Here is a 23,422-nt window from a genome sequence, read left to right as displayed (position 1 = left end):
CATGACCGATGCCGACGTGCCCGACGACGAGACCTTCAGCTTCACGATGTCGGGCGGAGGCACGCCACGGGGACACCTGCAGGACCCGAGCGCCGTCACGCTGCACCTGGACCCGCGGCTCCTCGGCGACGCCGCCAGGGGCAAGGAGATGTTCGCCCGAGCCATCGACCAGCAGCACGCGGCACTGTCCGCCTACGCCACGGCGCTCCAGGTCGCCGACGGAGACGTGACCGCCTCCGCGGTGCAGGACGCTGCGACCGCACTGCACGAGGCGCTCCAGTTCCTGCCGATCGCCCACACCGTGTACACGGGCGTCGGCTTCCCCACAGCCCGCGTCGGGGACGGCCCCCGCCCGACCTCGCTGCGACCGGAACGCGGCGAGCGCGGCCTCGGCGTCCATCCGGACATGCTCACGGCGATCCACGGCGACACCTCGCAGCGGTGGGAACTCGCGTGCGAAGAGGGCCTCCCCCTCGCCGTCGAGATCGCACTGGCGACCGATCCGGACGAGAACGTGCGGTCGGCCTTCCTCACGGCGACGAGGTCACGAACCGTCGTCCTGCTCATGGAACAGCGAGAGACCGATCCGGGCGTCCTCGACCAGCTCGCCCAGCAGAGCTACGCGAGCCCCGAACGGAAGTTCCCGCTGCGGTTCATGCACCTCGCACCGCGTGAGCTCGACGGGCTCTACGAGCTCCTCGGTCTCGACGAGCAGGCCATCGCGCGCGCGGAGGCCCGCTGGGCGCAGGCGCAGGATCGGAACGAGCGCATCAGCGTCGGTGACGCGCTGCGTGAGATCGGCGTCATCAGCTGATCCGCTTCGCGTACCAGCGGTCCGAGTACGGATCATCGTTGAACGGCGACACCCGGACGAAGCCGAGCCGTTCGTAGAGCGCACAGGCCTCGGCGAGCTCGGCCCGCGTGTCCAGCCGCAGCGACGTGGTCCCGCGGTCTCGGCAGAAGTCCTCCACGTGGCGCAGGAGCGCCGAACCGATGCCTCGGCCGCGGTGTTCCGGCAGTGTGAACACCTTCGTCAGCTCGCCGACGGCACCGACGAAGCGCACGCCGGCGCAGGCGACAGCGGCTTCCCCTTCACTCGCGACGACGAACACCCCGGAGTCACCCTGCAGGTCGTCGTACGGCTCCTCGTCGAGCGCACGGTCGACCTCGGCCGACGTCGCCGCGCGCCCGTACCACCGCGACGCGACCTCGGTCAGGTAGGCCCGCACGATCGCGTCGGCCCGGCCTGCGCCGGGTCGCTCCGTCTCGAAGATCATCGCGCCCCATGCGTGGCCGCACCCGGCTCAGCGGGACGCGGTCGCCTCGCGCGCGGCGGCTTCCGCCGCGACCCAGGCGAGCATGCCGCACTTGACGCGCATGACGAACTTGGAGACGCCGTGGAAGGCGACGAGGTCCTCGAGGACGTCCTCGTCGGGTTCACCGACGCCGCGTGAGCGCATCATGGTGCGGAACTCCTCGGTCAGTGCGAGGAACTCGGGCACCGTGCGGCCGACGGCCATGTCGGTGAGGACCGATGCCGAGGCCATCGAGATCGAGCAGCCGTCACCCTGCCAGGCGAGCCCGGCGATGCGGTCGGTGCCGGCTTCGAGCCGCAGGCTGACCGTGATCTCGTCGCCGCACGTGGGGTTCCGCTCGAAGTGCGAGGCGTCCGCGTCCGACATCGCACCGTCGCCGTGCCGCGCCTTCGCGTGGTCGAGGATGACCTGCTGGTACAGGCTGTCGAGGGCGTTCACGCGGTCGCTCCGAAGTAGTCGCGGATCTCGGCGACGGCTGCGAGGAACCGGTCGACGTCGTGCTCGGTCGTGTACACGTACGTGCTGGCACGGCTCGTCGCGACGAGGCCGAGCCGGCGGTGCAGGGGCTGGGCGCAGTGGTGGCCGGAGCGCACGGCGATGCCCTGCGCGTCGAGGTACTGCGAGACATCGTGGGCGTGCACACCGTCGACGTCGAAGGACACCAGGCCGGAGCGCGGGACACCGGCGGGCGGGCCGACCAGGCGGATGCCGGGCACGGCAGCGAGGCCGACGAGCATCCGGCGGGCGAGGTGCTCCTCGTGGGCGCGGACCCGTTCCATGCCGATGCCCTGCAGGTAGCGCACGGCCTCGGCCAGGGCGACCGCCTGGGACACGGGCTGCGTGCCGGCCTCGAACCGCTCGGGCGCCGGCATGAACTCGGAGCCCTCCATCGTCACGGTGGTGATCATCGAGCCGCCGGTGCGGAACGGCGGCAGGGCGTTGAGCAGCTCGCTCCGTCCCCAGAGCACGCCGATGCCGTTCGGGCCGAGCATCTTGTGCCCGGAGAACGCGGCGAAGTCGACACCGAGCTGCTGCACGTCGAGGGGACGGTGCGGCGCGGACTGGCAGGCGTCGAGCACCACGAGGGCACCGCGGGCGTGGGCGAGGCCGACGACCTGCTCCACGGGGGCGATCATCCCGGTGACGTTCGAGACGTGCGAGAACGCGACGACCCTCGTGCGGTCGGTGACCAGCGCTGCGGCGTCGTCGGCGGTCCAGGTGCCGTCGTCGGCGACCGGGATCCAGCGCAGGGTCGCACCGGTCAGGGCTGCGAGTTCCTGCCACGGCACGAGGTTGGCGTGGTGCTCGGCCTCGGTCACCAGGATCTCGTCGCCGGCGCCGAGCCGGAAGCGTGCGGCGTCGACGCCCCCGCGACCGCGGCTGGCGTTGGCCATGCCGTAGGCGACGAGGTTGAGGGCGTCGGTGGCGTTCTCGGTCCAGACGACCTCGGCCGGGGCAGCCGCGCCGATGAACCCGGCGACGGTGGCACGGGCGTCCTCGTAGGCGTCGGTGCTGAGCGCCGCGAGCGTGTGCGCACCGCGGTGGACGGCGGCGTTGTCGTGCTCGAGGAAGCGTCGCTCAGCGTCGAGGACCTGACGCGGGCGTTCCGCCGTCGCCCCGGAGTCCAGGTACGCCAACGGCTGCCCGTTCACGTCCTGCGCGAGGATCGGGAAGTCCTGCTTGATCGCCTCGACCTCGGTCTCGGTGAGCGGCTGGTTCGGCGCCACGACTGTCACGTCTCGTCCTCCTGGTGCTGCTGTCCGGAGCAACCCGTCCATGGTGTCCGTTGTTCCCGACCGCGTCCAGTCGGCACGGTGACGGCCCAGGACCACGCCGGGACCTGGGCCGTCGCACGTCGTTCGTTACTCGTTGCCGATCTTCTCGTCCGCTGCGTCGCGGGCGCCGTCGATCTTGTCGTCGTACTTGCCGCCCGTGGCCTTCTTGACCGCGTCGGCCACGCCGCCGAGCACCTTGTCGCTGACGTCCTCGGCCTTCTCGCTCTTCAGGGCGTCCTGGACCTTGCCGTCCTTCAGGAACTCCTGGGCCTTCTTCGTGATGTCGTCGAACCCCGCCATCGGCTGCTCCTCGTCTCGGTGCGGAGCCCGTCGCTCCGTCCTGGCGCCGACAGTAGGCCCCTGGGCCGCCGTCCGCACCGGAACGTCCGGGGTCCTCACACCATCTGGGCGCTGCGACGACGGGCGAGGACGTACCCGACGGCGACCGCGCCGGACACCGCGAGCAACGAGGGCACGAGGATGTCGGTGCCCTGCTGCGTGAACTCGACGACGAGCACGAGCGCCGTGAACGGTGCGCGCATGGTGGTGGCGAGGAAGGCCGCGGCACCGACGAACGCGAAGGCCGCCAGGCTCGGGCCGTCAGCCGGCCAGAGCAGCAGCCACGCGCCACCCAGTCCGCCGCCGATCGCCGAACCGATCGCGATCGAGGGGGTCAGCGTGCCACCGACCGCACCAGCGCCGATGGTGGCCGAGGTGGTCACGGTCCGCAGGACCCCGAGCAGCAGCAGGAACACCACCGGCGAGAGACCGGCGAACGACGAATCGTCCAGGGCGCTGTTCATCGCGACGAGGCCGAGCGCCCGCCCGTTGCCGAGGATCTCCGGGAACGGGATCGCGATGAGCCCGACCATCGCGAACACCAGCGGCAGCACGACGAGCAGGTGCCAGCCCTTCGGCGCGATGCCCTGCAGTCGGTTGGTCAGCTTCACGAACCCGACCCCGGCGAGCCCGAGCACCGGCCCCACGACGATCGCCCAGACCAGCAGCGACGGCGACAGGTGCATCGCGGGCACGTGGTAGAGCACCTCGTCCGGGATCACGAGCCGGGCGGTGATGGCGGCGACGGCACTCGTGGCGAAGGCGGGCAGCGCGGTCGCGAAGCTGATCTCGCCGAGCAGGACCTCGACCGCGAACAGGGCACCGCCGAGGGGCACGTCGTACACGGCGGCGAGGCCGGCCGCGGCACCGCAGGCCACGAGGATCTTCGTCTCGCGCGCCGTCAGCCCCGCACGACGGGTGACGAGCTGGGCGAGCCAGGCCCCGACCTCGCGCGGCGCGACTTCCTTGCCGATGGACGCCCCGAGCCCCACGGCCAGGATCTGGACGCCGGCGTTCGCGAGCGTCGCCAGGGCGGGCATCCGCTTGCCGTCGACGGCCGCGGTGACCGAGACGATCGAACGACCCCACCGACGGAGCGCCCACCAGGCGAACCCGGTCAGGACCCCGGCGGCGGTGAGCGCGAGGAACCGGTTCAGCCCGGAGGGGGCGTCGGCCGCCTCGAGGTGCCCACCGAACCCGTACCCGAAGGCGACGAACTGGATGAGCTGGAGCGCGAGCCAGACCGCGATGCCGGCGATGCCGCCGGAGACGCCCACCAGGGCGGTGACGACGGCGAGCTTGAGGGCCCAGACCGGGGTCGCGTGTCCGGAGTGCGGCATGACCGGAAGCCTAACGGGCCGGACGCACCCGATGACGGACCGCGACGGGCCCGCCGGACGCGGGGCGGGCCTCCAGGCCGGGTGTCCCGACCACCCGCCGTCAGACGGCCGTCACCCGGAACGGCACCACGCCCTCGGCCGGCATGAGCGGCGGCTGCAGGCCGACCGTGCCGAGCACCCGTCCGCTGAAGACGCGCGGGCCGGACCACCAGTCCGGTCGAACCAGGTCATGGCCGGCCCCGATGACCACGGGGTCGACGCGGTACGACGTGTCCGGGTCGAGGTCGCGGAAGGTGACCCGGCCGGTGCCGGACACCTCGGAGCGCCCGATGCTCGCCAGGAAGAAGACCGCCTGCTGCCGGTCCGGCGTGACCGTGCCGTACACGAGCCGCGAGTCGTCGACCTCGTCCGAGCGCACCAGGTCGCCGCCGTGCAGGAGCGGGCGGAGCTCCCGGTACAGCGCGATCCACTCGGTGAGCGCCCGGGACTCCTCGGCGGTCGCACCGGCCAGGTCCCACTCGATGCCGAGGTGCCCGACCAGGGCGGTACCGGCGCGGAAGGCGAGGTCGTGGACCCGACCGGTGGTGTGGTTCCGGCCGCTGGCGATGTGCGAGCCGAGCAGCTCCGGCGGCAGGAGCTGCTGCGTCCACCGGTGCATCTGCTGACGCTCGAGCGGGTCGATGTCGTCAGACACCCACACCCGCGCGGTGTGCTCGATGACGCCGAGGTCGACGCGGCCGCCACCCGACGAGCACGACTCGATCTCGAGCGCCGGGAACCGCTCGCCGAGCGTGGCCATCAACCGGTACGCCGCGAGGGTCTGCTCGTGGACCGCTGCACCGCCACCGGGGAAGCCCGCCTCGACGAGGTCGCGGTTGTGGTCCCACTTGACGTACTCGATGCCGTACTCGCCGATGATCGCCGTCATCCGCTCGAGCACGTACGCGAAGGCCTCGGGGATCGCCAGGTTGAGCACCTGCTGGTCGCGGGAGCGCGCGGGCAGTCGTCCGTCGGCCTGCAGGATCCACTCCGGGTGGGCGCGGGCGAGGTCGCTGTCCTCGTTCACCATCTCGGGTTCGAACCACAGGCCGAACTCCATGCCGAGTGCACGGACGCGGTCGACCAGGGGTCCGAGCCCGTCCGGCCAGACGTCCTCGTCGACGTACCAGTCGCCGAGGCCGGCGTGGTCGTCGCGGCGCCCGCGGAACCAGCCGTCGTCGAGCACGTAGCGTTCGACGCCGAGGGCCGCAGCACGCTCGGCGAGGTCGACGAGGCGGGCCAGGTCGTGGTCGAAGTACACGGCCTCCCACACGTTGATCGTCGTCGGGCGCGGCGTCGTCGGGTGCTGCGGGCGGCTGCGGAGCCAGCGGTGGAACCGTCGGGCCTGGTCGTCGAGTCCGTCGCCGTGCGCGAAGTACACCCACGGCCCCTCGTAGGTGGCACCGGTGTCGAGCCGGACCTCGCCGGGCAGCAGGAGTTCGCCGCCGCCGATGACCTGGCGGCCGGTGGCGAGCCGTTCGGCGTGGTGCCGGTGGTTCCCGCTCCACGCGGTGTGGACGCCCCAGACCTGGCCGCGGGCGAAGCCGAAGCCCGGCTCCCCCACCGTCAGCACGGTCGCCGCGTCGGTGCCGGTGCGGCCCTTCCGTCCCTCGCGCTGGTGGGTGCCGACGACGAGTTCCCGGCGCTGCGGGGTCCGTTCCTTGCCCCAGCGGCCGGCGAAGTCCAGGATCTCGCGGGCCCCCGACGGGATCGGCATCGCGAGCGTCAGGTCGTCGACGGTGTAGGCACCGTCGACGGTGTTCGTCACGCTCGCCCGGGCCCGCACGAGCCCGGAGCCGAGCATCTCGACCACCACCCGGATCGTGAGCCCGGCGGTGGTGTCCGCGGCGTCGGCGGTGACCGTGGTGTCCGTGACCGCGAGGGCCGTCACCGTGAACGCCGGCGACCAGTCGGCACCGTCCCGGTGCCCGGCGAGCCCCGGACGGCCGCTCCAGCCCCGGTGCGGTTCGGGCAGCACCGACAGGCGGACGGGGGCGTCCATCTCGTTCGGGGACACCGGGGTGACGTCGGCGTCGGCGAGGGCCGTCAGCGCGGCGGTGTCGAGCGGGCCGAGCGCCGCTCCCCAGTGCACGACGGCGGGGAGCGCGTCGTCGCGGCAGTCGAGGACGAGCGAGACGCCACCGGCGCTCAGGTGGACGAGTTCGTGCGGCATGCGGGCTCCAGTCGGCGTCGTTGCACGTCAGAGCTTTCCGGTCCGGGGCCGTCCGCTGCAAATCCGGCTGCGGCGCGGCTCAGAACCAGCGCTTCACCTTGAACACCACGTACAGGATCGCCGCGAACAGGACCATCGCGACGATCGACAGCGGGTACCCCCACGTCCAGCCGAGTTCGGGCATGTGCGTGAAGTTCATCCCGTAGATCGCGGCGATGAGCGTCGGTGCGAACAGGATCGCCGCCCAGCCGGAGATCTTCTTCGTGTCGTCGTTCTGCTTCTGGGCCGCCAGGGTGGAGTCGACGGTCAGGGCGTTCTGCAGCAGCTGCCGGAAGGTGTCGAGCCGCTCCACCACCCGGATCGAGTGGTCGAGGACGTCGCGGAACCGGCGCTGCATCTCCACCGGCAGGTGGTACTTCTCGGCACCGCGGTGCAGGTTCTCGATGATGTAGACGAGTGGACGCGCTGCACGCTGGAAGTCGACGACCTCGCCGAACAGCTCGTACACCCGGCGGGACACCCCGGCCTCGCCGGAGAACAGCTGGTCCTCGATCTGGTTGATGTCCTCTTCGAGCCCGTCGATCACCGGCACGTAGCCGTCCACGATGGAGTCCATGAGCGCCCAGAGCTGCGCCTGCGGCCCGACCGTCACCAGACCCGGCTTGCCGCTCATCCGCTGCAGTGCCCGGGGAACGGTCTGCTTGCCCCGCGGGTCGGCCTTCACCACGACGAGGAAGAACGTCTCACCGACGAAGGCGTGCACCTCGCCGAACGCCACCTCTTCCTGCTGGTCGTTGTACAGCGCGGGCTTGAGCACCACGAACAGCGTCGATCCGTAGCGCTCGAGCTTCGGTCGCTGGTGCCCCTCGGCGGAGTCCTCGACGGCGAGCTCGTGCAGACCGAGGGCGACCGCGACGTCGCCGAGTTCCTGGGCGTCGGGCTGGTGCAGGACGATGCACGCACTGGCGCCCTGCTCGTCGAGCATCCGGAAGGTGTCGTCGAGGGACGGACTCGCGATCGGGGCGATCCGGTCGATGTAGACGGTGTTCAGTTCGACGCTCACGCGCCCACCGTACGCAGGGTGGCCGGTCTCCGGCCTGGAGGCCCGTGCCGGCTCCGCCACACGCCCCGCGTCCTGCCTGAACGCGCGCTGCACGACCGCCGCCACCGGCCGCCTACGGTGCAGGTCATCAGCATGCTGACGAAAGGGACTGTCATGAAGAGGATCTGGAAGCGCATCGCGGTGGCCGTGAGCGCGGTCGTCGCCGTCATCGGCGCGTACGTGGGGTCGGGCGCTGCCGGCGGCACGCCCATCCAGGACGCCGCCGGTGGCGCCCTGTCGGCGTCCTCGACCGCGATCGCCCCGGACGGCCCGGCCTTCTCGATCTGGAGTGTGGTCTACGCCGGGCTCATCGGCTACGCGGTGCTGCAGCTCTTCCGCACCGCGAACGACGAACGGCACGAGCGGCTGGTGGTGCCGGCGGTGCTCTCCCTGCTGCTCAACGCCGCGTGGATCCTGTCGGTGCAGTTCGGGTTCCTGTGGGCGAGCGAACCGATCATCGTCGCACTGCTCGTCGTGCTGATCTGGACGTTCACGATCCTGCGCCGGACCCCGTCCCGGGGCGTGGTCGAGGCGATCCTGACCGACGGCACGTTCGGGCTGTACCTCGGGTGGGTCTGTGTCGCGACGGCCGCCAACACCGCCGCGGTGCTGACGGCGGCGGGCTTCCGTGGCTTCGGACTCGGACAGGACCCGTGGGGCGTGCTCGTCGCCGCGGTGGCCGGGCTCGTCGGGGTGCTCATCGCGCTGTGGGGCCGGGGACGCCTGGCACCGATGGCCTCGGTCGCGTGGGGCCTGGCGTGGGTCGCGGTGGCCCGGTTCGACGGGCCGCTCGTCTCCGTCCCGACGGCGGTGGCGGCCGTGGTGGCTGCGGCGGCCGTGGTCGTGGTGACCGTGGTGGTGCGGGCCCGCGCCGGCTGGGTCGGCGGCCGTGCCGGTCGGGCGGCGGCTCCGGTGGCGGCCTGACGCGCGACTGCCTGCGCGTCGTTTCGGGCTGAGCAACACCTCACGCAGCGATTGGGCCGTGAGGTGTCGCTCAGCGCGAAGAATCAGCGCGCGGACACGACCAGGCCGTGCGCGGCGGCGACCGCGGCGTTCGTGACCCGGCCGGCGTGCACGTTCAGGCCTCCGGCGAGGGCGGGGTCGGCCTCGAGCGCGGCTTCCCACCCGCGGTCGGCGATCGCGACGGCGTAGGGCAGCGTGGCGTTCGTCAGCGAGATCGTGCTCGTGCGCGGGACGGCGCCGGGCATGTTCGCCACGCAGTAGTACACGGTGTCGTGCACGGCGAACGTGGGGTCGTCGTGGGTCGTCGGGCGGGAACCCTCGAAGCAGCCGCCCTGGTCGATCGCGATGTCGACCAGCACCGAGCCGGGTCGCATGTCGGCGACCATGGCGTCGGTGACGAGCTTGGGAGCCGAGGCCCCGGGGATCAGCACCGAGCCGATGACCAGGTCCGCGTCGCGCAGGGCCTCGGCGATGGCGTGCGCCGACGACCGCAGGGTCGTGACACGCCCGTCGAACCGGGCGTCCAGGGCCCGGAGCCGCGGCAGGCTGATGTCGAACACGGTGACGTCGGCCCCCATGCCGAGCGCCATCGTCGCGGCGTGCTCCCCCGCGACGCCGCCGCCGATGACGACCACGCGGCCCTTCGGCGTGCCGGGGACCCCGCCGAGCAGCAGTCCGCGTCCGCCGTTCGTCCGCATCAGGTGGAACGCGCCGACCTGGGCGGACAGCCGCCCGGCGACCTCGGACATCGGCGACAGCAGGGGCAGCGAGCGGTCCGGCAGCTGCACGGTCTCGTAGGCGATGGCCGTCGCACCCGAGTCGATGAGGGCGTCGGTCAGGGGGCGGTCTGCGGCGAGGTGCAGGTAGGTGAAGAGCACCTGCCCCGGGCGGATCATCGGGTACTCCGACGCGACCGGCTCCTTCACCTTGAGGATCAGCTCGGCGCGTTCCCACACCTCGGCCGCGGTGTCGACGATCGTGGCGCCGGCGGTGCGGTACTCGTCGTCGGTGAACGCCGAACCGGACCCGGCGCCGGCCTGCACCAGGACCTGGTGGCCGTGCGATGCGAGCTCGGCGACACCGGCGGGGGTGGCCGCGACGCGGTACTCGTTGTTCTTGATCTCGGTGGGGACGCCGATGCGCATGCGGACTCCTTCGTGGGCGGTGCGTTCGTCCCGTCCATTCAGCACCGGATTCGCCCACAGCAGCGCTGAGCCGAACATCCGGACAGCGGCAGCGCGATCCGTGTCACGAGATTCGGCGGAACCGTCCGCAGCAGCAGTCGGTCAGTGCCCGCGCAGCGACTCGCTCGGCAGCTCACCGAAGCGGCTGCGGTAGGTCGCCGAGAAGCGACCGAGGTGCCCGAAGCCCCACGTCCGCGCGATCTCGGCCACGGTCGTCTCGTCCAGCGCACCGCCGACCAGGTCCGTCCGGGCGCCGTCGAGCCGCACGCCGCGCAGGAGTTCCCCCGGCGTCTGGTCGAGGTGCCGACGGAGCGACTGCTGCAACCCGCGGGGGCTGAGGCCGGCCGCCGCCGCGATGTCCGGCGTGCCGATCGCTTCACGCGCGTGCTCGTGCACGAACTCGAGCGCCCGGCGCAGGCGGTCGTGCTCGGGGCCGCTGCCGGACACCGACGCACGCCACTTGTTGCGCCGCGGGAACGCACGGATCGCCGCGGTCGCGAACGCCTCGGCGATGTCGTGCTGGACCATCGGGCTCATGGCCTGTTCGACGTCGAGCCAGACGGCCGAGTACTTCCGCACCACCGATCGCCACAGCGCGATGCCGTCGGCGGTCGGGCGGCGCATCGGTTCGAACGCGAAGTCGTCGTCACCGGCGACGGCACGGACGAAGTCGCGGTCGAGCTGCACCAGGTTCAGGGCGATGTCGTGGTGGTGCAGGGCGTAGGGCTCGGCGAACGGCAGCACGACCGGCACCCCGGCCTGGAGCTCGAACGTCTCGCCGCCCGTGGTGATCCGGCTCGAACCGCTGCGCAGCCACGCGACCAGGAACTCGTCGTCGACCTGGCTCTCGCTGCGCAGGTCGACCATGAACCGCGACGAGCGCAGGGACATCCGCTCGTCACCGACGCCCGCGAAGTCCCAGTGGGCGTTCTCGTGGGTGCGCCGGACGACGGGAGCACGGAAGTCGTAGTCGCCCGTGAAGAACGCGAGGGCCTGGTCGACGTCGCTGCCGACCATCCGCCGGAAGTACCGCGGCCCGGGCCGTTCGAGAGAAAGCACCATGCACCAGAACGTAGGACGGACCACCGACAAACTGCGTCAGATCCCGACTCAGGGCTGCAGGATCGCCTGCCCCACGCTCTCGTCGAGGATCAGGTCCGTGATCAGCCCGGCGGCCAGCGCACCCCGCAGTGACGCCGCCTTCGACCGCCCGGCGACGACGCAGACCCGCCGGGGCGCGCGCTTGATCGTGTCGAGGTCGGGAGCGCCGGCCCGTGCGTTCACGCCGATGTCCTTCCACGAGCCGTCGGACCGGTAGAACACCGTCGAGACGTCCCCGACGACCCCGGCCTGCGTGAGCTCATCGCGGTCCTCGGGGTCCAGGTACCCGCCGGAGTAGACGTGCGAGGGCACCGGGGCCTGCGGGGCGCCGACACCGAACACGACGAGGTCCATCCGCTCGTGCAGGTCGAGCACGCGGCGGATCGAGCGCTCGCGGAACAGTGCCTCCTTCGTCGCGGGGTCGTCGAAGAACGCCGGCACCGGGAACTGCTGCACGAACGCCCCGTACGCCTCGCCGAACCGCCGCAGGATCTCGGACGCGTAGACGATGCCGGTGGTGCGGGTGTTCGCGGCGCCGTTGATCTGCACGATCGTCGAGCCGTGGGTGGTCTTCGGCACCAGGTACCGGCTGACCGCGCTCACGGTCGAACCCCACGAGATCCCGATCACCATGTTCGACTCGACGTACTGCGTCAGGATCCGGGCGGCGGACAGTGCGACGCGCTCGAGCCGGTCGACGTCGCTCGTGTGGTCCGGCACCGGGACGACGTGCGCGTGCACCCCGAAGCGGGATCGGATGCTCCGGCTCAGCGCGGCGGCCTGGTCCAGGGGCGACCGGATCTGGATGTCGACGAGCCCGGTGTCCCTGGCGTACTTCAGCAGCCGCGACACCGACGAGCGCGAGGTGCTGAGTTCGTCGGCGATCGCGTCCATCGTCAGGTCCTGCAGGTAGTACAGGTGGGCGGCGCGCAGCGCCTGCTGCGTGCGCATGGGCTGAGCCGCGTCACTCATGGTGCTCCGATCTGTCGAACGCAACCATGCACGGACGTGCAGGGCCTCTGCAACCCCGGCCGCGCCTCCAGACCGCCGCGTCGGGCCTGGACGACACGTGTGCTGCACGTTCGTGCACGCGAGTTGCCCGCCCTGTCGAACGAGCGCACGATCGATCCTGACCCCACGAACAGACGAAGGAAGCGACGAACCATGTCGAAGAAGACACAGCCCCGGAACACGGTGACCGCCCTCACCGAGCGCCCGAACGCGCAGGTCCTCGTCGTCGGCGGCGGCATCAACGGCATCGCGACGTTCCGTGACCTCGCACTCCAGGGCGTCGACGTCGCCCTGGTCGAGCGTGGCGACTACGCCTCCGGCGCCTCCGCGGCCTCGAGCCACATGATCCACGGCGGCATCCGCTACCTCGAGAACGGCGAGTTCCGCCTGGTGCGCGAGAGCGTGCAGGAGCGCAACGGCCTGATCCGCATCGCCCCGCACTACGTCAAGCCGCTGCAGACGACCATGCCGATCTTCTCGACGTTCTCCGGCATCATGAACGCCCCGCTGCGCATGCTGACGCACAAGCAGCGCTCCACCAAGGAGCGCGGCGCGATGCTCATCAAGATCGGCATGACGATCTACGACTCCTTCTCGCGCGACGGCGGCTCCGTCCCGAAGCACGTCTTCCGCACCAAGAAGGCGGCGCTCGAGGACATGCCGGCCCTCAACAAGGACCTGAAGTACACGGGCACCTACTACGACGCGAGCGTGCACGAGCCCGAGCGCCTGGCCCTCGACGTCCTCAAGGACGGCCTGGCCGCGGGAGCCGACAAGGCACGCGCCGTCAACTACGTCGAGGCAGCCGGCACCCGCGACGGCGGCGTCCTGCTGCGCGACCGCGAGACCGGCGACGAGTTCGTCTTCACGGCCGACGTCGTGATCAACGCCTCCGGCCCCTGGACCGACCTGACGAACGAGGCGTTCGGCGGCGAGACGAAGTTCATGGGCGGCACGAAGGGCTCGCACATCGTCGTCCACAACGACGAGCTGCTCGAAGCCACCAAGGGCCGCGAGCTGTTCTTCGAGAACGACGACGGCCGCATCGTCCTCATCTACCCGCTCAAGGGCCGGGTGCTCATCGGCACGACCGACATCGACGCCGACCCCGCGAAGCCGGTCACGACGACCGACGAGGAGATCGACTACTTCTTCGGGCTCGTCAAGCACGTGTTCCCGCAGATCGAGGTCACCCGCGACCACATCGTCTACAGCTACTCCGGCATCCGCCCGCTCCCCCGCCACGAGGACACCGCCCCCGGCTTCGTGTCGCGTGACTACCGGATCGTGGACACCCAGATCGCCGGCCTGCCGAAGTCGACCGTGCTGTCGCTCGTCGGCGGCAAGTGGACGACGTTCCGTGCCCTCGCTGCACACCTGTCCACCGAGGCGACGACCAAGCTCGGCATGAGCCGCAAGGTCGACACCACCGGCATGCCGATCGGCGGTGGCAAGGAGTTCCCGACCACCGACGCCCAGCGCGCCCTGTGGATCAAGTCGCACCGCGACGGGCTGGACGAGTCACTGGTCGAGGGGCTGCTCGAGCGCTACGGCACCCGTGCCGCCGAGGTCGTGGACGTCCTGACCGACGGCCCGGTGGAGCCGCTCGAGTCCGACCCGTCGCTCACCCGCGCCGAGGTCGCCTACTTCGCCCGCCACGAGCAGGCCGTCCACCTGGTGGACGTCGTCCTGCGCCGCACGAACCTGGCGTTCGTCGGTGGGGTCACGATCGACCTGCTCGACGAGCTGGCCGACGTGCTCGCCGGTGCGCTCGGCTGGACGACCGAGGAGCGCGCGGACGAGGTCCAGCGCACGCTCGACGTCCTGCGCGAGTCGCACGGCGTGATCGTGCCGCTGACGTCCGCTTCGGCGCCGACGTCGCAGCTCGCGTAGTCGACGCCCCGACGGACGGACGGGAGGCCCGGTACCAGCTGGTACCGGGCCTCCCGTCCGTTCGGGGTCGCGTTGGCGGCCCGCTGGTCGCGTCAGAAACGCTCGCCGGTGGGGTCGAGCGCCGTGCGGTCGATGAGCTGGTCGCCGCCGACGGGCTCGCCTTCCCAGTCGACCAGGCGCCAGCCGTCGGCGAACGAGCCCTCGAGTTCGACGATGCCGGTGTTCTCCAGGTGGCGCTTTGTGCCGAAGTGGTCGGGGGTGTTCTGCGCAGCTGCGCTCGCCCACGTGCGGATCGCGGCACCGTGACTGACGGCGGCGGCCACCGCCACCCCGGTGGCCTCGATCTGGCGGACGGCATCGTCGTAGCGCTCGAAGAACTCGACGCCGCTCTCGGCGCCGGGCATCCGAGTCGTCCGGTCACCGCCGGACCAGCCGTGCACGGTGGAGATGTAGGTCTGCACGGAAACCGTGTCGCTCTTGCCCTGGGTGTCGCCCGCCTCGATCTCGCGGAGGCCCGGCAGCACCACGGGCTCGAGGCCGAGCGAGGCCGCCAGGGGTGCCGCCGTGACCTGCGTGCGGACCATCGACGACACGAACAACCGCTCGATCCCACGGTCGGCGAGCGCTGCGGGCAGGGCGTCGGCCTGCTGCTGCCCGAGCTCGGTCAGTCCTGGTCCGGGCACCACGGCATCGAGGATGCCGTGCACGTTCGCGGGGGTCTGGCCGTGGCGGATGAGCAGCAGTCGCATGCCGCCACCCTACGGACCGCCGCTGACGTCAGCCCTGCCGGGTGTTCCAGCGGGGGTTCTTCTTGTTGATGACGTAGACGCGGCCGCGGCGCCGGACGACCTGGGAGCCGGGGATCTTCTTGAGCGCCTTGAGGGAGTTGCGGACCTTCACGACGAGCCTCCTTGTTGATAACGGTTTTCAGTTACAGTAGCCCACATGCGTGCTGCTGCCATCACCCTCGTCACCGCCCTGCACCAGGTCGACGCCGACCGCGTCGCCGCCCGGATCTCCGACGGGCACCGGATGCACGTCGCCGGGAGCGCCTTCGCCACCGCCCGTGCCGTGGCGGACCGCGCCGACCAGCTCGACCGGCTCTGCGGGCCCGAGGCCGACCACGGGCTCGTCGTCACCCTGCACCCGGGGGCCGATGCCCGCGCCGTCGGCATGCTGCTCGCCAACGCGGCACGGTCCGAGACCGGCGACGACCGGGTGCTCCGGCACGTCGTCGGGGTGCTGCGGGCCGACGACGTCGCACACCTGCTCTGGTCGGACGTCGACGACGCCTTCGTGGCCGCGGACCGGATGGCGGCACTCGTCGAGTACGCGACGGTGATCGCCCTCGACCGCATCGAACCGCTGTCCGGCCGTCGGCGTCGGGCGCTCGTGTCCCTGCTGCACCGGATGGCGCCCCAGGCCGTGATCGTCGCCCTGCCCGCGATCCGGAGCGCCGCCGACCTGCCGGCCTCGAACGGCGGCGCGGCACGGGTGCTCGCCACCGGCGCCGGCTGGATGCGCGCACTGTCGAGCGGCGCGGACACCGGGCGCGACGCCCGCGACGCCCTGGTCTCGATGCGCTACCGGGAGCCGCTGCCGTTCCACCCCGGGCGACTGTCGTCCGTCATCGCCGAGGACCTGTCCGCCGGGGTGAACGGTCGCGTGCTGCGGTCGCGGGGGTTCTTCCGCCTGGCATCGCGGCCGGACCACGTCGGCTCGTGGTCGAGCTTCGGGTCGATGCTCGCGCTCGACCCCACCGCGAACCCGTCGTGGGACGCCGATGCCCCGATCGGGCAGGCGCTGTGGTTCGTCGGCGAGCAGCTCGACGTCCGGGCGATCGAGCGGGCCCTCGACGGGGCGCTGCTCACGCCGTCGGAGCTGCTCGCCGGGCCGGACGTGTGGCGCAGCTGGGCGGACCCGTTCCCGGAGTGGCCCGCGGTGGACCCGGCGTCAGAGCACCGGCACGAGTGAGGGCGCGCGTGGGTGCGCACACGTCCCGCGACAGAGCACGAGTCGATCGTCGCGTGCATCGTCGTCTCATGCGCACACACCCGCTGCGTGCGCAGGTTGCGACAGAGCACGAGTCGATCGTCGCGTGCATCGTCGCAGCGCACGCACGCACGCACGGACGGGAGGCGCGGTGCGGGTCGGACCCGCACCGCGCCTCCCGTCCGTGGTCACGTCGAGAGCCGCAGCGTCAACGCGCCGGTGACGCCTCACGCGCAGCAGCCTCGCGCGCAGCGGCAGCCGCGGCGTCCTGCGCGGCGAACGGCAGGTCGCCGAGGTCCAGGTGCGGGTTCGTGTCCTGCGTGAGCACGAGCTCCTTCGCCTCGTCCTCGGTCTCCACGGCCGGCATCGAGCCGGGCAGCGGGCGCTGCGAGGACTCCTTCATGCAGAAGACACCGATCGCGCCGACGACGCTCATCGCCATCAGGAAGTACGCCGGGGCGAGCTCGTCACCCGTCGCCGTGAGCAGCGCCTGCACGATCAGGGGCGTGGTCCCGCCGAACACCGCGATCGCGATGTTGTAGGCGAAGCCCATGCCGCCGTACCGCGTCGACGTCGGGAACAGCGCCGGCAGCGACGCGGCCTGGTTCGACACCCACAGCGCGGTCATCAGCGCGAGCAGCCCGAGGCCGGCGAGCGTCGACCACTGCGCCCCGTGCCCGATCAGCATGAAGGCCGGCACGACGAGCACGACCGTGGTGGCCGCACCGATCCACATCACGACGCGACGGCCGAGGCGGTCGGAGAGCTTGCCGGTCAGCGGGAGCATCACCGCGAGCAGCAGGAGCACCGGGATCGTCAGCAGGGTGCCGTCGATGGCGGAGTAGCCGAGCGAGTCGGTCAGGTACGTCGGCATGTACGAGGTCAGGGCGTAGCCCACGGTGTTCGACGCGGCGACGAGCATGATCGCGATGACGATCGGGCGCCAGTGCTGGCGGACCATCGCGACGACGTTCGCCGGACGCTCACCGTCGAAGGACGCACGGGACTCGCTCGCGGCCTCCTGCGCGGCCTGGGTCGCCTGGAACACCGGCGACTCCTCGATGCGCAGACGGAAGTAGATGGCCACGACACCGATCACACCGGCCGCCAGGAACGGGAAACGCCAGCCGTAGGCGGTCATCGCCTCCTCGCCCAGGGTGATCTGCAGCACCGACACGACGGTTGCACCGAGCGCGAAGCCCAGGTAGCTACCGAAGTCCAGGATGCTCGCGAAGAAGCCGCGACGGCGGTCCGGGGCGTACTCGGTGACGAAGGTCGTGGCCCCGGCGTACTCGCCACCGGTCGAGAAGCCCTGCGCGAGCTTCAGCACGACGAGCAGGATCGGACCGAAGACGCCGATGGTGGCGTACGCGGGCAGCGCACCGATCAGGAACGTCGACGCCGCCATCATGATCAGCGTCGTCGCGAGCACCTTCTGGCGGCCGATCTTGTCGCCCAGGCGTCCGAACACGATGCCGCCCAGGGGGCGTGCGATGTACGTCGCCGCGAAGACACCGAGGCTGAACAGGATCTGCACCGAGGGTTCGGCCGTCGGCAGGAAGACCTTCCCCATCGTGACGGCCAGGTAGCCGTACACGCCGACGTCGTACCACTCCATGGTGTTGCCGACGACCATGCCGCTGACGGCTCGTCGCATCATGCTCTTGTCGACCACGGTGACGTCGCTCTCACGCAGCCGTCGGTGTGGTCGGGTGTTGGTACTGCTGGGGTCGGAACCCATGCCTTGCTCCTCGAGAAGATCGGTGGGCCGTCGGGTACCGGCCCAGAACAGCGAGCGACGTTACCGAGCAACCGAAATGTCATTGGCCGGGGATTCTCAGGAACCGGCGTGTCACCCGGACGGGGGTCACGCCCGATCCGCACCAGCGCGCGGAAGGACGGAACTGTGTAACGACGCCGTAACATCGGGCCCGTGGCGATCGAACCCGAGACGAAGAGCTGGACGTGGGTCATCGAGACCGCGTGCCCCGAGTGCGGCTACGACGGCAGCGCCGTGACGATCCGCGACGTGCCGGGCATCATCGACGACAACACCGCAGGGTGGCCCGAGGTCCTCGGACGCGACGAGGTCCGGGACCGCCCGGACGACCACACGTGGTCACCGCTCGAGTACGGCGCCCACGTGCGGGACGTGCACCGGAAGATGGCCGAACGCCTGGACCTGATGCTCACCGAGGACGCCCCCGCCTTCGCGAACTGGGACCAGGACGCCACCGCCGTCGAGGACCGCTACGGCGAGCAGGACCCCGCGGTCGTCGCCCGGCAGCTGCGGGAGTCGGCGGACCGCGCGGCCCGGGCCTTCGCCGCCGTCCCCGACGAGGTGCTCGAGCGCACCGGGCTCCGGTCCGACGGCAGCGCCTTCACCGTCGCGACGCTCGCCACCTACTACGCGCACGACCCGGTGCACCACCTGTGGGACGTGCGCGGCACGCGCTAGACGTGGGACCACCGGTCGGGAGGCGCGGTGCGGCCCCGCCCCGCGCCTCCCGGCCGCAGGCGGTCGCCCCCGGAACCGGGCGTACCTGCCGGAACCGGGCGTACCTGCCACGAACAAAGGACCAGGGATGCCCGGAAGCACCATCCAGCGCGCGCGTGATGGGAAGGAACGGTCGCTCAGGCGAGTGCGTCGAGCACCGCACGCGCCGTCGCGGCGTCCGTGACCAGCTCGTTGACCAGCCCGCCCCGCACCGCGGCGACGATGCTCGTGACCTTGGCGCTGCCCACGGCCACCCCGACGGCGTGCGGCACGGTCGACAGGACCTCGCGCGAGGTCCGCACCATCCGGTCGCTGCCGGGGAACTCGATCGCCGAGCCGTCGGCCGCGTAGAAGTTCAGGCAGACGTCACCGGCGGCCCGGTCGAACGCGGCGTCCTCGACCGGGATGCCCCGGGCCAGCGCGTCGCGGGTGTGGGTCGGCGCACCGATGCCGAGGATCGCGCCCTTCGCCCGGCTCCAGAGTCCGACGACGTGCTGGAACGCCGGGTCCTCGTCGAGGGTGGACCGCATCGCCGGGGACGGCAGCGCCTGGGCGAACAGGAACGCCGGGATCGCGCCGGAGCGCTCCGCGGCCGTCCGGGTGATCTCGTTCGTCTGGAACCACGGCATCGGGTCGGCCTGCCCACCCACGGTCGGGACGAGCTGGACGCCGGGCATGGTCGGCATGCCCGATCGTGCGACGTCGTACACGGTGCGACCGGACGACATCAGGACGGCGTCGCCGGGGACGAGTCCCATGCCCTCGACCGCGGCGGCCAGCGGTGCGGCCAGGTCGGCGCCGAGCGTCGCGGCGTGGGTGACCGCGGCGAGGTGCACGGCGCGGAGCCCGAGCACGACCTGCAGGCGTTCGGCGAGCGCCACGGTCTCGTCCTGGAACGGGTCGACGACCTCGATGCGGACGAGTCCGGCCTTGCGGGCCTCGGCCACGAGCCGCGAGACGGTCGGGCGCGAGACCCCGAGGCGCGAGGCGATCTCGACCTGGGTGGCGTCCTCGAGGTAGTACATCCGCGCCGCCTGGTAGACGGTGTCCAGCGGGAACCGGGTCCGCGACGAGTCGGGGCCGGGGCCGGCAGTGCTCTCGGACGACATGGAGCGGGACCCTTCGACTCGATCGGACACCGCGATCGTAGTCCGAGCACGGCTCAGCGGATCGTGAACCCGCCGTCCACACGGAGGTCCGCGCCGTTCACCATCGCGCTCGACTCCCCCGCCAGGAACAGCACGGCCGCGGCGATCTCGTCGGGCGTCGCGAAGCGGCCGGTGGGGATCTCGTCCTGGTGCCGGATGCCGTTCTCGTTCGCCCAGGCAGCACGGCCGAGGTCGGTCAGGACGACGGTCGGCGACACGGTGTTCACGGTGACGCCGCGTCCGCCCCACTCGAGCGCGAGCACCGTCGTCAGGCCGATGACGCCGGCCTTCGACGCGCAGTAGGCGGCGTGCCCGTCGATGCCGACGTGGGCCGCCTGCGACGCGATGTTCACGATCCGCCCGTACCCGGCGTCGAGCATGTGCCGGCCGACGGCCTGCGCCACGCGGAACGTGCCGGTCAGGTTGACGTCGATGGTCTTCGCCCAGGTGTCGGCTGCCAGGTCTTCGGCCGCGGCGAGGGCGGCGATGCCGGCGCAGTTCACCAGCACGTCGACGCCGCCGAAGTGCCGGACGACGTCCGCCACGGTGCGGGTCACCGAGTCGGCGTCGGTCACGTCGCAGGCGAACCCGGCGTGGAGGCTCGTGGCCGCGTCCGCCCCGTCGGCGGCGGTGTCCGGTGCGGCCGTCGACGGCACGGCGGACGTGGGCAGGTCGGCCGCGGCCGACGTGGCACCGTCGGCCCGGACGTCGACGATGGCGACGCGGGCGCCCCGGGCCGCCAGGGCCCGGGCGATCGCGTTGCCGATGCCGGACGCCCCGCCGGTGACCACCGCCGTGCGGCCGCTGAAGTCGTTGGTCAGGTCGATCGTGTCGGGGCCCGGTCGGAGGGCCGCGGCGAAGTCCGTCGTCATGTTCGCTCCCTTGCGTTCGGTGCCGAACGTACCAGAAATTGTGTTCTGGACAAACGTTCTCGAAGGTGTACAGTCATCGCCGAAGCCACCCAACGGAGGAACAGCTCATGTCGACGACGACCGAGAACGCGGCCACGACCGCCCCCACCACGATCCCCACGACGATGCGCGCCGTCGTCGTCCACGGCCCCGGTGACTACCGGCTCGAGGAGCGTCCGGTGCCGACGCCCGGCCCCGGGGAACTCCTGCTCCGCACCGACGCCGTCGGCATCTGTGCGAGCGACCTGAAGTGCTACCACGGCGCCGCGAAGTTCTGGGGCGACGAGAACCGTGCGGCCTGGGCCGAGCGCGACCGCATCCCCGGGCACGAGTTCGTCGGCACGATCGTCGCCGGCGACGACGCCGCCCTGGCCAAGCGCGGCGTCGACCTCGGCGACCGGATCGCCTGCGAGCAGATCGTGCCGTGCTGGGAGTGCCGCTACTGCCTCGAGGGCGCGTACTGGATGTGCAACGTGCACGACATGTTCGGCTTCAAGGGCTACGACGGCGCGATGGCCGAGTACGTCCTCGTGCCCGCCAAGGCACTGACCCACCCGGTGTCGAAGGCCCTGCCCGGCCAGGTCGCCGCGTTCTCCGAGCCGCTGTCGTGCGCCTTCCACGCCGTCGAGCGCGGTGACATCAAGTTCGGCGACACCGTGGTGATCGCCGGCGCCGGCCCGATCGGCCTCTCCGCCATCGCCGGTGCGCGGCAGAAGAACCCGCTCCGGATCATCGCGCTCGACGTGGTCGAGGCGAAGCTCGAGCTGGCCCGCAAGGTCGGTGCCGACCTGACGATCAACATCGCCCAGGAGGACGCGGTCGCCCGGGTCAAGGAGCTCACCGACGGCTACGGGGCCGACGTCTACATCGAGGCGACCGGGCACCCGTCCGCGGTGCCGCAGGGACTGAACCTGCTCCGCAAGCTCGGGACCTTCGTCGAGTACTCGGTGTTCAAGGACGACGTGTCCGTGGACTGGTCGATCATCTCCGACGACAAGGAGCTCGACGTCCGCGGCGCCCACCTCGGCCCGCACACCTGGCCGGCGGCGATCAAGCTGCTCGAGGCCGAGACCCTGCCGATGTCGGAGATCTGCACGCACCAGTTCCCGCTCGAGCAGTTCCAGGAGGCGCTCGACCTGGTCGGCGACTCCGCCGGTGCCAGCGTCAAGGTGTCGATCATCCCGTCCCTGACCGCCCCCACCACGGCCGCGCCGCAGGCCTGACCGACTCCACCAGCAGGGAGAGAACGAGCATGTCAGCGACGACATCACGCGCCACCGGCGCCCGCACGACCACCCCCCGCGCCGAGGGCCGCCTGGACCGGATGGGCATCCCCCGTCCGCTCGCCCTCGGGTTCGTCGCCGTCCTGGTCTTCATGACCGGGAACGGCGTCGAGTCGAACTTCATCACGCCGCACATGGTGGCGGTGCTCGGCAGCCCCGAGGCCACCGTGGCGACGATCGTCACGTTCTACAGCCTGGCCGCACTGATCGGCAGCTACGTCTCGGGTGCCCTGTCCGACCTGGTCGGGCCACGCCGGGTGATGATCCTCGGCTTCGCCGTCTGGGTCGTGTTCGAGGTCCTGTTCCTGCTGGCACTCGGCGCCGGCAGCGTCCCGTTCGCCGCCGTCACGTACGCGTTGCGCGGCTTCGGGTACCCGCTGTTCGCCTTCGCGTTCCTGGTCTGGGTGAACATCACCACCCCGGTCGAACGGAACGGCTCCGCGGTCGGCTGGTTCTACGTCGCCTTCACGGGTGGTCTGCCGACCCTCGGCTCGCTGTTCGCGATCGGTGCGATCCCGGTGTTCGGCGGCGGGACCGTCGGCGAGACCGGGGCGATGGTCGCCTCGATCGCCCTCGTCGTGATCGGGTTCCTCATCATGCTGTTCGGCGTCCGGCTGCCGAACGGGTTCACGCGCATCGCCCCCGCCGGTGAGAGCGCCTGGCAGGTGCTGACGAGCGGCATCCGCCTGACGGTCACGCGACCGAAGATCCTGATGGGCTTCCTCGTCCGACTCATCAACACCGCACCCGAGTTCGGCATGTTCGTCGTCCTGCCCGCCGTGATCGCGAACGAGCGCGGCTGGGGCCAGAGCCGCTGGCTGCTCATGACGGTCTGCGTCTACGCCACGAACATCCTGGTCAACGCCCTGTTCGGCTGGGTCGGCGACAAGATCGGCTGGCAGCGCACCGTCAAGTGGTTCGGCATCGTCGGCTCCGCCCTCGGGCTCATCGCCTGGTGGTACGTGCCGCAGCTCGTCCCCGCCGGTTCAGACTGGGGCTACGTGCTCTCCGTCGTCGCCGGCTGCGTGTTCGGCTGCCTGCTCGCCGGGTTCGTGCCGATGGGCGCGATCATGCCGGCGCTGGCCCCCGAGCACAAGGGCGCCGCCATGGCGATGTACACCACGGCCGCCGGCGGTGCCGCGTTCCTCGGCACCGGTGTCGTCGCCGCGGTCTTCGCCCTGGGCGGCGGTGGCCAGGCCGCCACGTGGACGTTCGTCGGCCTGTACGCCTGCGCGTTCGTGATGATCCACTTCCTCAAGGTCCCGCAGGGCGACCGAGGACACTGAGACCCGGGCGACGACGGTCGTCCCGTCGTCGCCCGGTGCACCACCCCACCACCACCTCCGGAGGACCCG

At 71.4% G+C, this 23,422-nt stretch carries 22 protein-coding genes; 7 read left to right on the top strand and 15 right to left on the bottom strand.

Annotated elements, in window-relative coordinates:
* Position 1 precedes the first annotated feature (1 nt).
* Positions 2-814 carry a hypothetical protein gene (locus tag BIU95_RS14595; protein ID WP_071251997.1) on the top strand — a complete coding sequence of 271 codons (813 nt, stop codon included), beginning with the start codon at positions 2-4 and terminating at the stop codon, positions 812-814.
* On the opposite strand, the gene BIU95_RS14590 is transcribed toward BIU95_RS14595, so the two are convergent.
* The 7 genes from BIU95_RS14590 to BIU95_RS14560 form a co-directional block, all read right to left on the bottom strand.
* Complete coding sequence (locus BIU95_RS14590; protein WP_017888473.1) at positions 807-1,277, bottom strand: GNAT family N-acetyltransferase; 471 nt, start codon at positions 1,275-1,277, stop codon at positions 807-809. The genes BIU95_RS14595 and BIU95_RS14590 overlap by 8 nt on opposite strands.
* A 27-nt stretch (positions 1,278-1,304) precedes the next feature.
* Positions 1,305-1,754, bottom strand: coding sequence for a Fe-S cluster assembly sulfur transfer protein SufU (gene sufU, locus BIU95_RS14585; protein ID WP_017888472.1), 450 nt, complete (start codon positions 1,752-1,754; stop codon positions 1,305-1,307).
* On the bottom strand, positions 1,751-3,043 hold the full coding sequence (locus tag BIU95_RS14580; protein WP_071251996.1) for an aminotransferase class V-fold PLP-dependent enzyme: 1,293 nt from the start codon (positions 3,041-3,043) through the stop codon (positions 1,751-1,753). Before BIU95_RS14580 ends, sufU begins: the two co-directional genes overlap by 4 nt.
* A 135-nt stretch (positions 3,044-3,178) precedes the next feature.
* Positions 3,179-3,391, bottom strand: a complete 213-nt coding sequence (locus tag BIU95_RS14575; protein WP_017888470.1) for an antitoxin — start codon at positions 3,389-3,391, stop codon at positions 3,179-3,181.
* A gap of 95 nt (positions 3,392-3,486) precedes the next feature.
* Positions 3,487-4,770 (bottom strand): chloride channel protein, encoded by a 1,284-nt coding sequence (locus BIU95_RS14570; protein WP_017888469.1) that lies wholly within the window; start codon positions 4,768-4,770, stop codon positions 3,487-3,489.
* 100 nt (positions 4,771-4,870) lie between these two features.
* Positions 4,871-6,982, bottom strand: a complete 2,112-nt coding sequence (locus tag BIU95_RS14565) for an alpha-galactosidase (protein WP_071251995.1) — start codon at positions 6,980-6,982, stop codon at positions 4,871-4,873.
* A gap of 79 nt (positions 6,983-7,061) precedes the next feature.
* Entirely contained in the window at positions 7,062-8,045 is a 984-nt protein-coding gene (locus BIU95_RS14560) for a magnesium and cobalt transport protein CorA (RefSeq protein ID WP_017888467.1), read from the bottom strand.
* A 153-nt stretch (positions 8,046-8,198) separates the two neighbouring features.
* Here BIU95_RS14560 and BIU95_RS14555 point away from each other — a divergent pair, with 153 nt between their 5' ends.
* On the top strand, positions 8,199-9,008 hold the full coding sequence (locus tag BIU95_RS14555) for a tryptophan-rich sensory protein (RefSeq protein ID WP_017888466.1): 810 nt from the start codon (positions 8,199-8,201) through the stop codon (positions 9,006-9,008).
* A gap of 83 nt (positions 9,009-9,091) precedes the next feature.
* Here BIU95_RS14555 and ald read toward each other — a convergent pair whose 3' ends face one another.
* From ald to BIU95_RS14540, 3 genes are all read right to left on the bottom strand, one after another.
* Positions 9,092-10,192, bottom strand: a complete 1,101-nt coding sequence (ald, locus tag BIU95_RS14550; RefSeq protein WP_017888465.1) for an alanine dehydrogenase — start codon at positions 10,190-10,192, stop codon at positions 9,092-9,094.
* 141 nt (positions 10,193-10,333) lie between these two features.
* Positions 10,334-11,293: an AraC family transcriptional regulator gene (locus BIU95_RS14545; protein ID WP_083389395.1), complete on the bottom strand. Its 960-nt coding sequence runs from the start codon at positions 11,291-11,293 to the stop codon at positions 10,334-10,336.
* A 48-nt stretch (positions 11,294-11,341) separates the two neighbouring features.
* Entirely contained in the window at positions 11,342-12,283 is a 942-nt protein-coding gene (locus tag BIU95_RS14540; RefSeq protein ID WP_017888463.1) for a sugar-binding transcriptional regulator, read from the bottom strand.
* Between the two features lie 213 nt (positions 12,284-12,496).
* Between BIU95_RS14540 and BIU95_RS14535 the strand changes: the two genes are divergently transcribed.
* Positions 12,497-14,236 (top strand): glycerol-3-phosphate dehydrogenase/oxidase, encoded by a 1,740-nt coding sequence (locus BIU95_RS14535; protein WP_017888462.1) that lies wholly within the window; start codon positions 12,497-12,499, stop codon positions 14,234-14,236.
* A gap of 92 nt (positions 14,237-14,328) precedes the next feature.
* Here BIU95_RS14535 and BIU95_RS14530 read toward each other — a convergent pair whose 3' ends face one another.
* Entirely contained in the window at positions 14,329-14,985 is a 657-nt protein-coding gene (locus BIU95_RS14530) for a histidine phosphatase family protein (RefSeq protein ID WP_017888461.1), read from the bottom strand.
* A 28-nt stretch (positions 14,986-15,013) separates the two neighbouring features.
* A complete protein-coding gene (ykgO, locus tag BIU95_RS14525; protein ID WP_017888460.1) occupies positions 15,014-15,136 on the bottom strand; it encodes a type B 50S ribosomal protein L36 in 123 nt (40 codons plus the stop codon).
* 45 nt (positions 15,137-15,181) lie between these two features.
* Between ykgO and BIU95_RS14520 the strand changes: the two genes are divergently transcribed.
* Positions 15,182-16,210: a GTP-binding protein gene (locus tag BIU95_RS14520; RefSeq protein ID WP_017888459.1), complete on the top strand. Its 1,029-nt coding sequence runs from the start codon at positions 15,182-15,184 to the stop codon at positions 16,208-16,210.
* 226 nt (positions 16,211-16,436) lie between these two features.
* Here BIU95_RS14520 and BIU95_RS14515 read toward each other — a convergent pair whose 3' ends face one another.
* The gene (locus BIU95_RS14515; RefSeq protein WP_071251993.1) at positions 16,437-17,969 is read right to left on the bottom strand and encodes an MFS transporter; all 1,533 of its coding nucleotides are present in this window, start codon (positions 17,967-17,969) and stop codon (positions 16,437-16,439) included.
* 192 nt (positions 17,970-18,161) lie between these two features.
* On the opposite strand from BIU95_RS14515, the gene BIU95_RS14510 reads away from it, so the two are divergent.
* A complete protein-coding gene (locus BIU95_RS14510) occupies positions 18,162-18,686 on the top strand; it encodes a DinB family protein (RefSeq protein WP_042538191.1) in 525 nt (174 codons plus the stop codon).
* Between the two features lie 176 nt (positions 18,687-18,862).
* On the opposite strand, the gene BIU95_RS14505 is transcribed toward BIU95_RS14510, so the two are convergent.
* Positions 18,863-19,834 carry a sugar-binding transcriptional regulator gene (locus tag BIU95_RS14505; protein WP_071251992.1) on the bottom strand — a complete coding sequence of 324 codons (972 nt, stop codon included), beginning with the start codon at positions 19,832-19,834 and terminating at the stop codon, positions 18,863-18,865.
* Positions 19,835-19,887: 53 nt separating this feature from the next.
* Positions 19,888-20,745, bottom strand: a complete 858-nt coding sequence (locus tag BIU95_RS14500) for a GolD/DthD family dehydrogenase (RefSeq protein ID WP_071251991.1) — start codon at positions 20,743-20,745, stop codon at positions 19,888-19,890.
* A 107-nt stretch (positions 20,746-20,852) separates the two neighbouring features.
* Here BIU95_RS14500 and BIU95_RS14495 point away from each other — a divergent pair, with 107 nt between their 5' ends.
* Entirely contained in the window at positions 20,853-22,007 is a 1,155-nt protein-coding gene (locus tag BIU95_RS14495; protein ID WP_017888454.1) for an erythritol/L-threitol dehydrogenase, read from the top strand.
* A 29-nt stretch (positions 22,008-22,036) separates the two neighbouring features.
* Entirely contained in the window at positions 22,037-23,353 is a 1,317-nt protein-coding gene (locus BIU95_RS14490; protein ID WP_042538194.1) for an MFS transporter, read from the top strand.
* The last annotated feature ends 69 nt before the right edge of the window (positions 23,354-23,422 follow it).

Origin of the sequence: Curtobacterium sp. MCBA15_007 (assembly GCF_001864905.1) — a bacterium.
GTDB lineage: Bacteria > Actinomycetota > Actinomycetes > Actinomycetales > Microbacteriaceae > Curtobacterium > Curtobacterium poinsettiae.
This window is presented reverse-complemented; position numbering and strand designations above follow the sequence as displayed.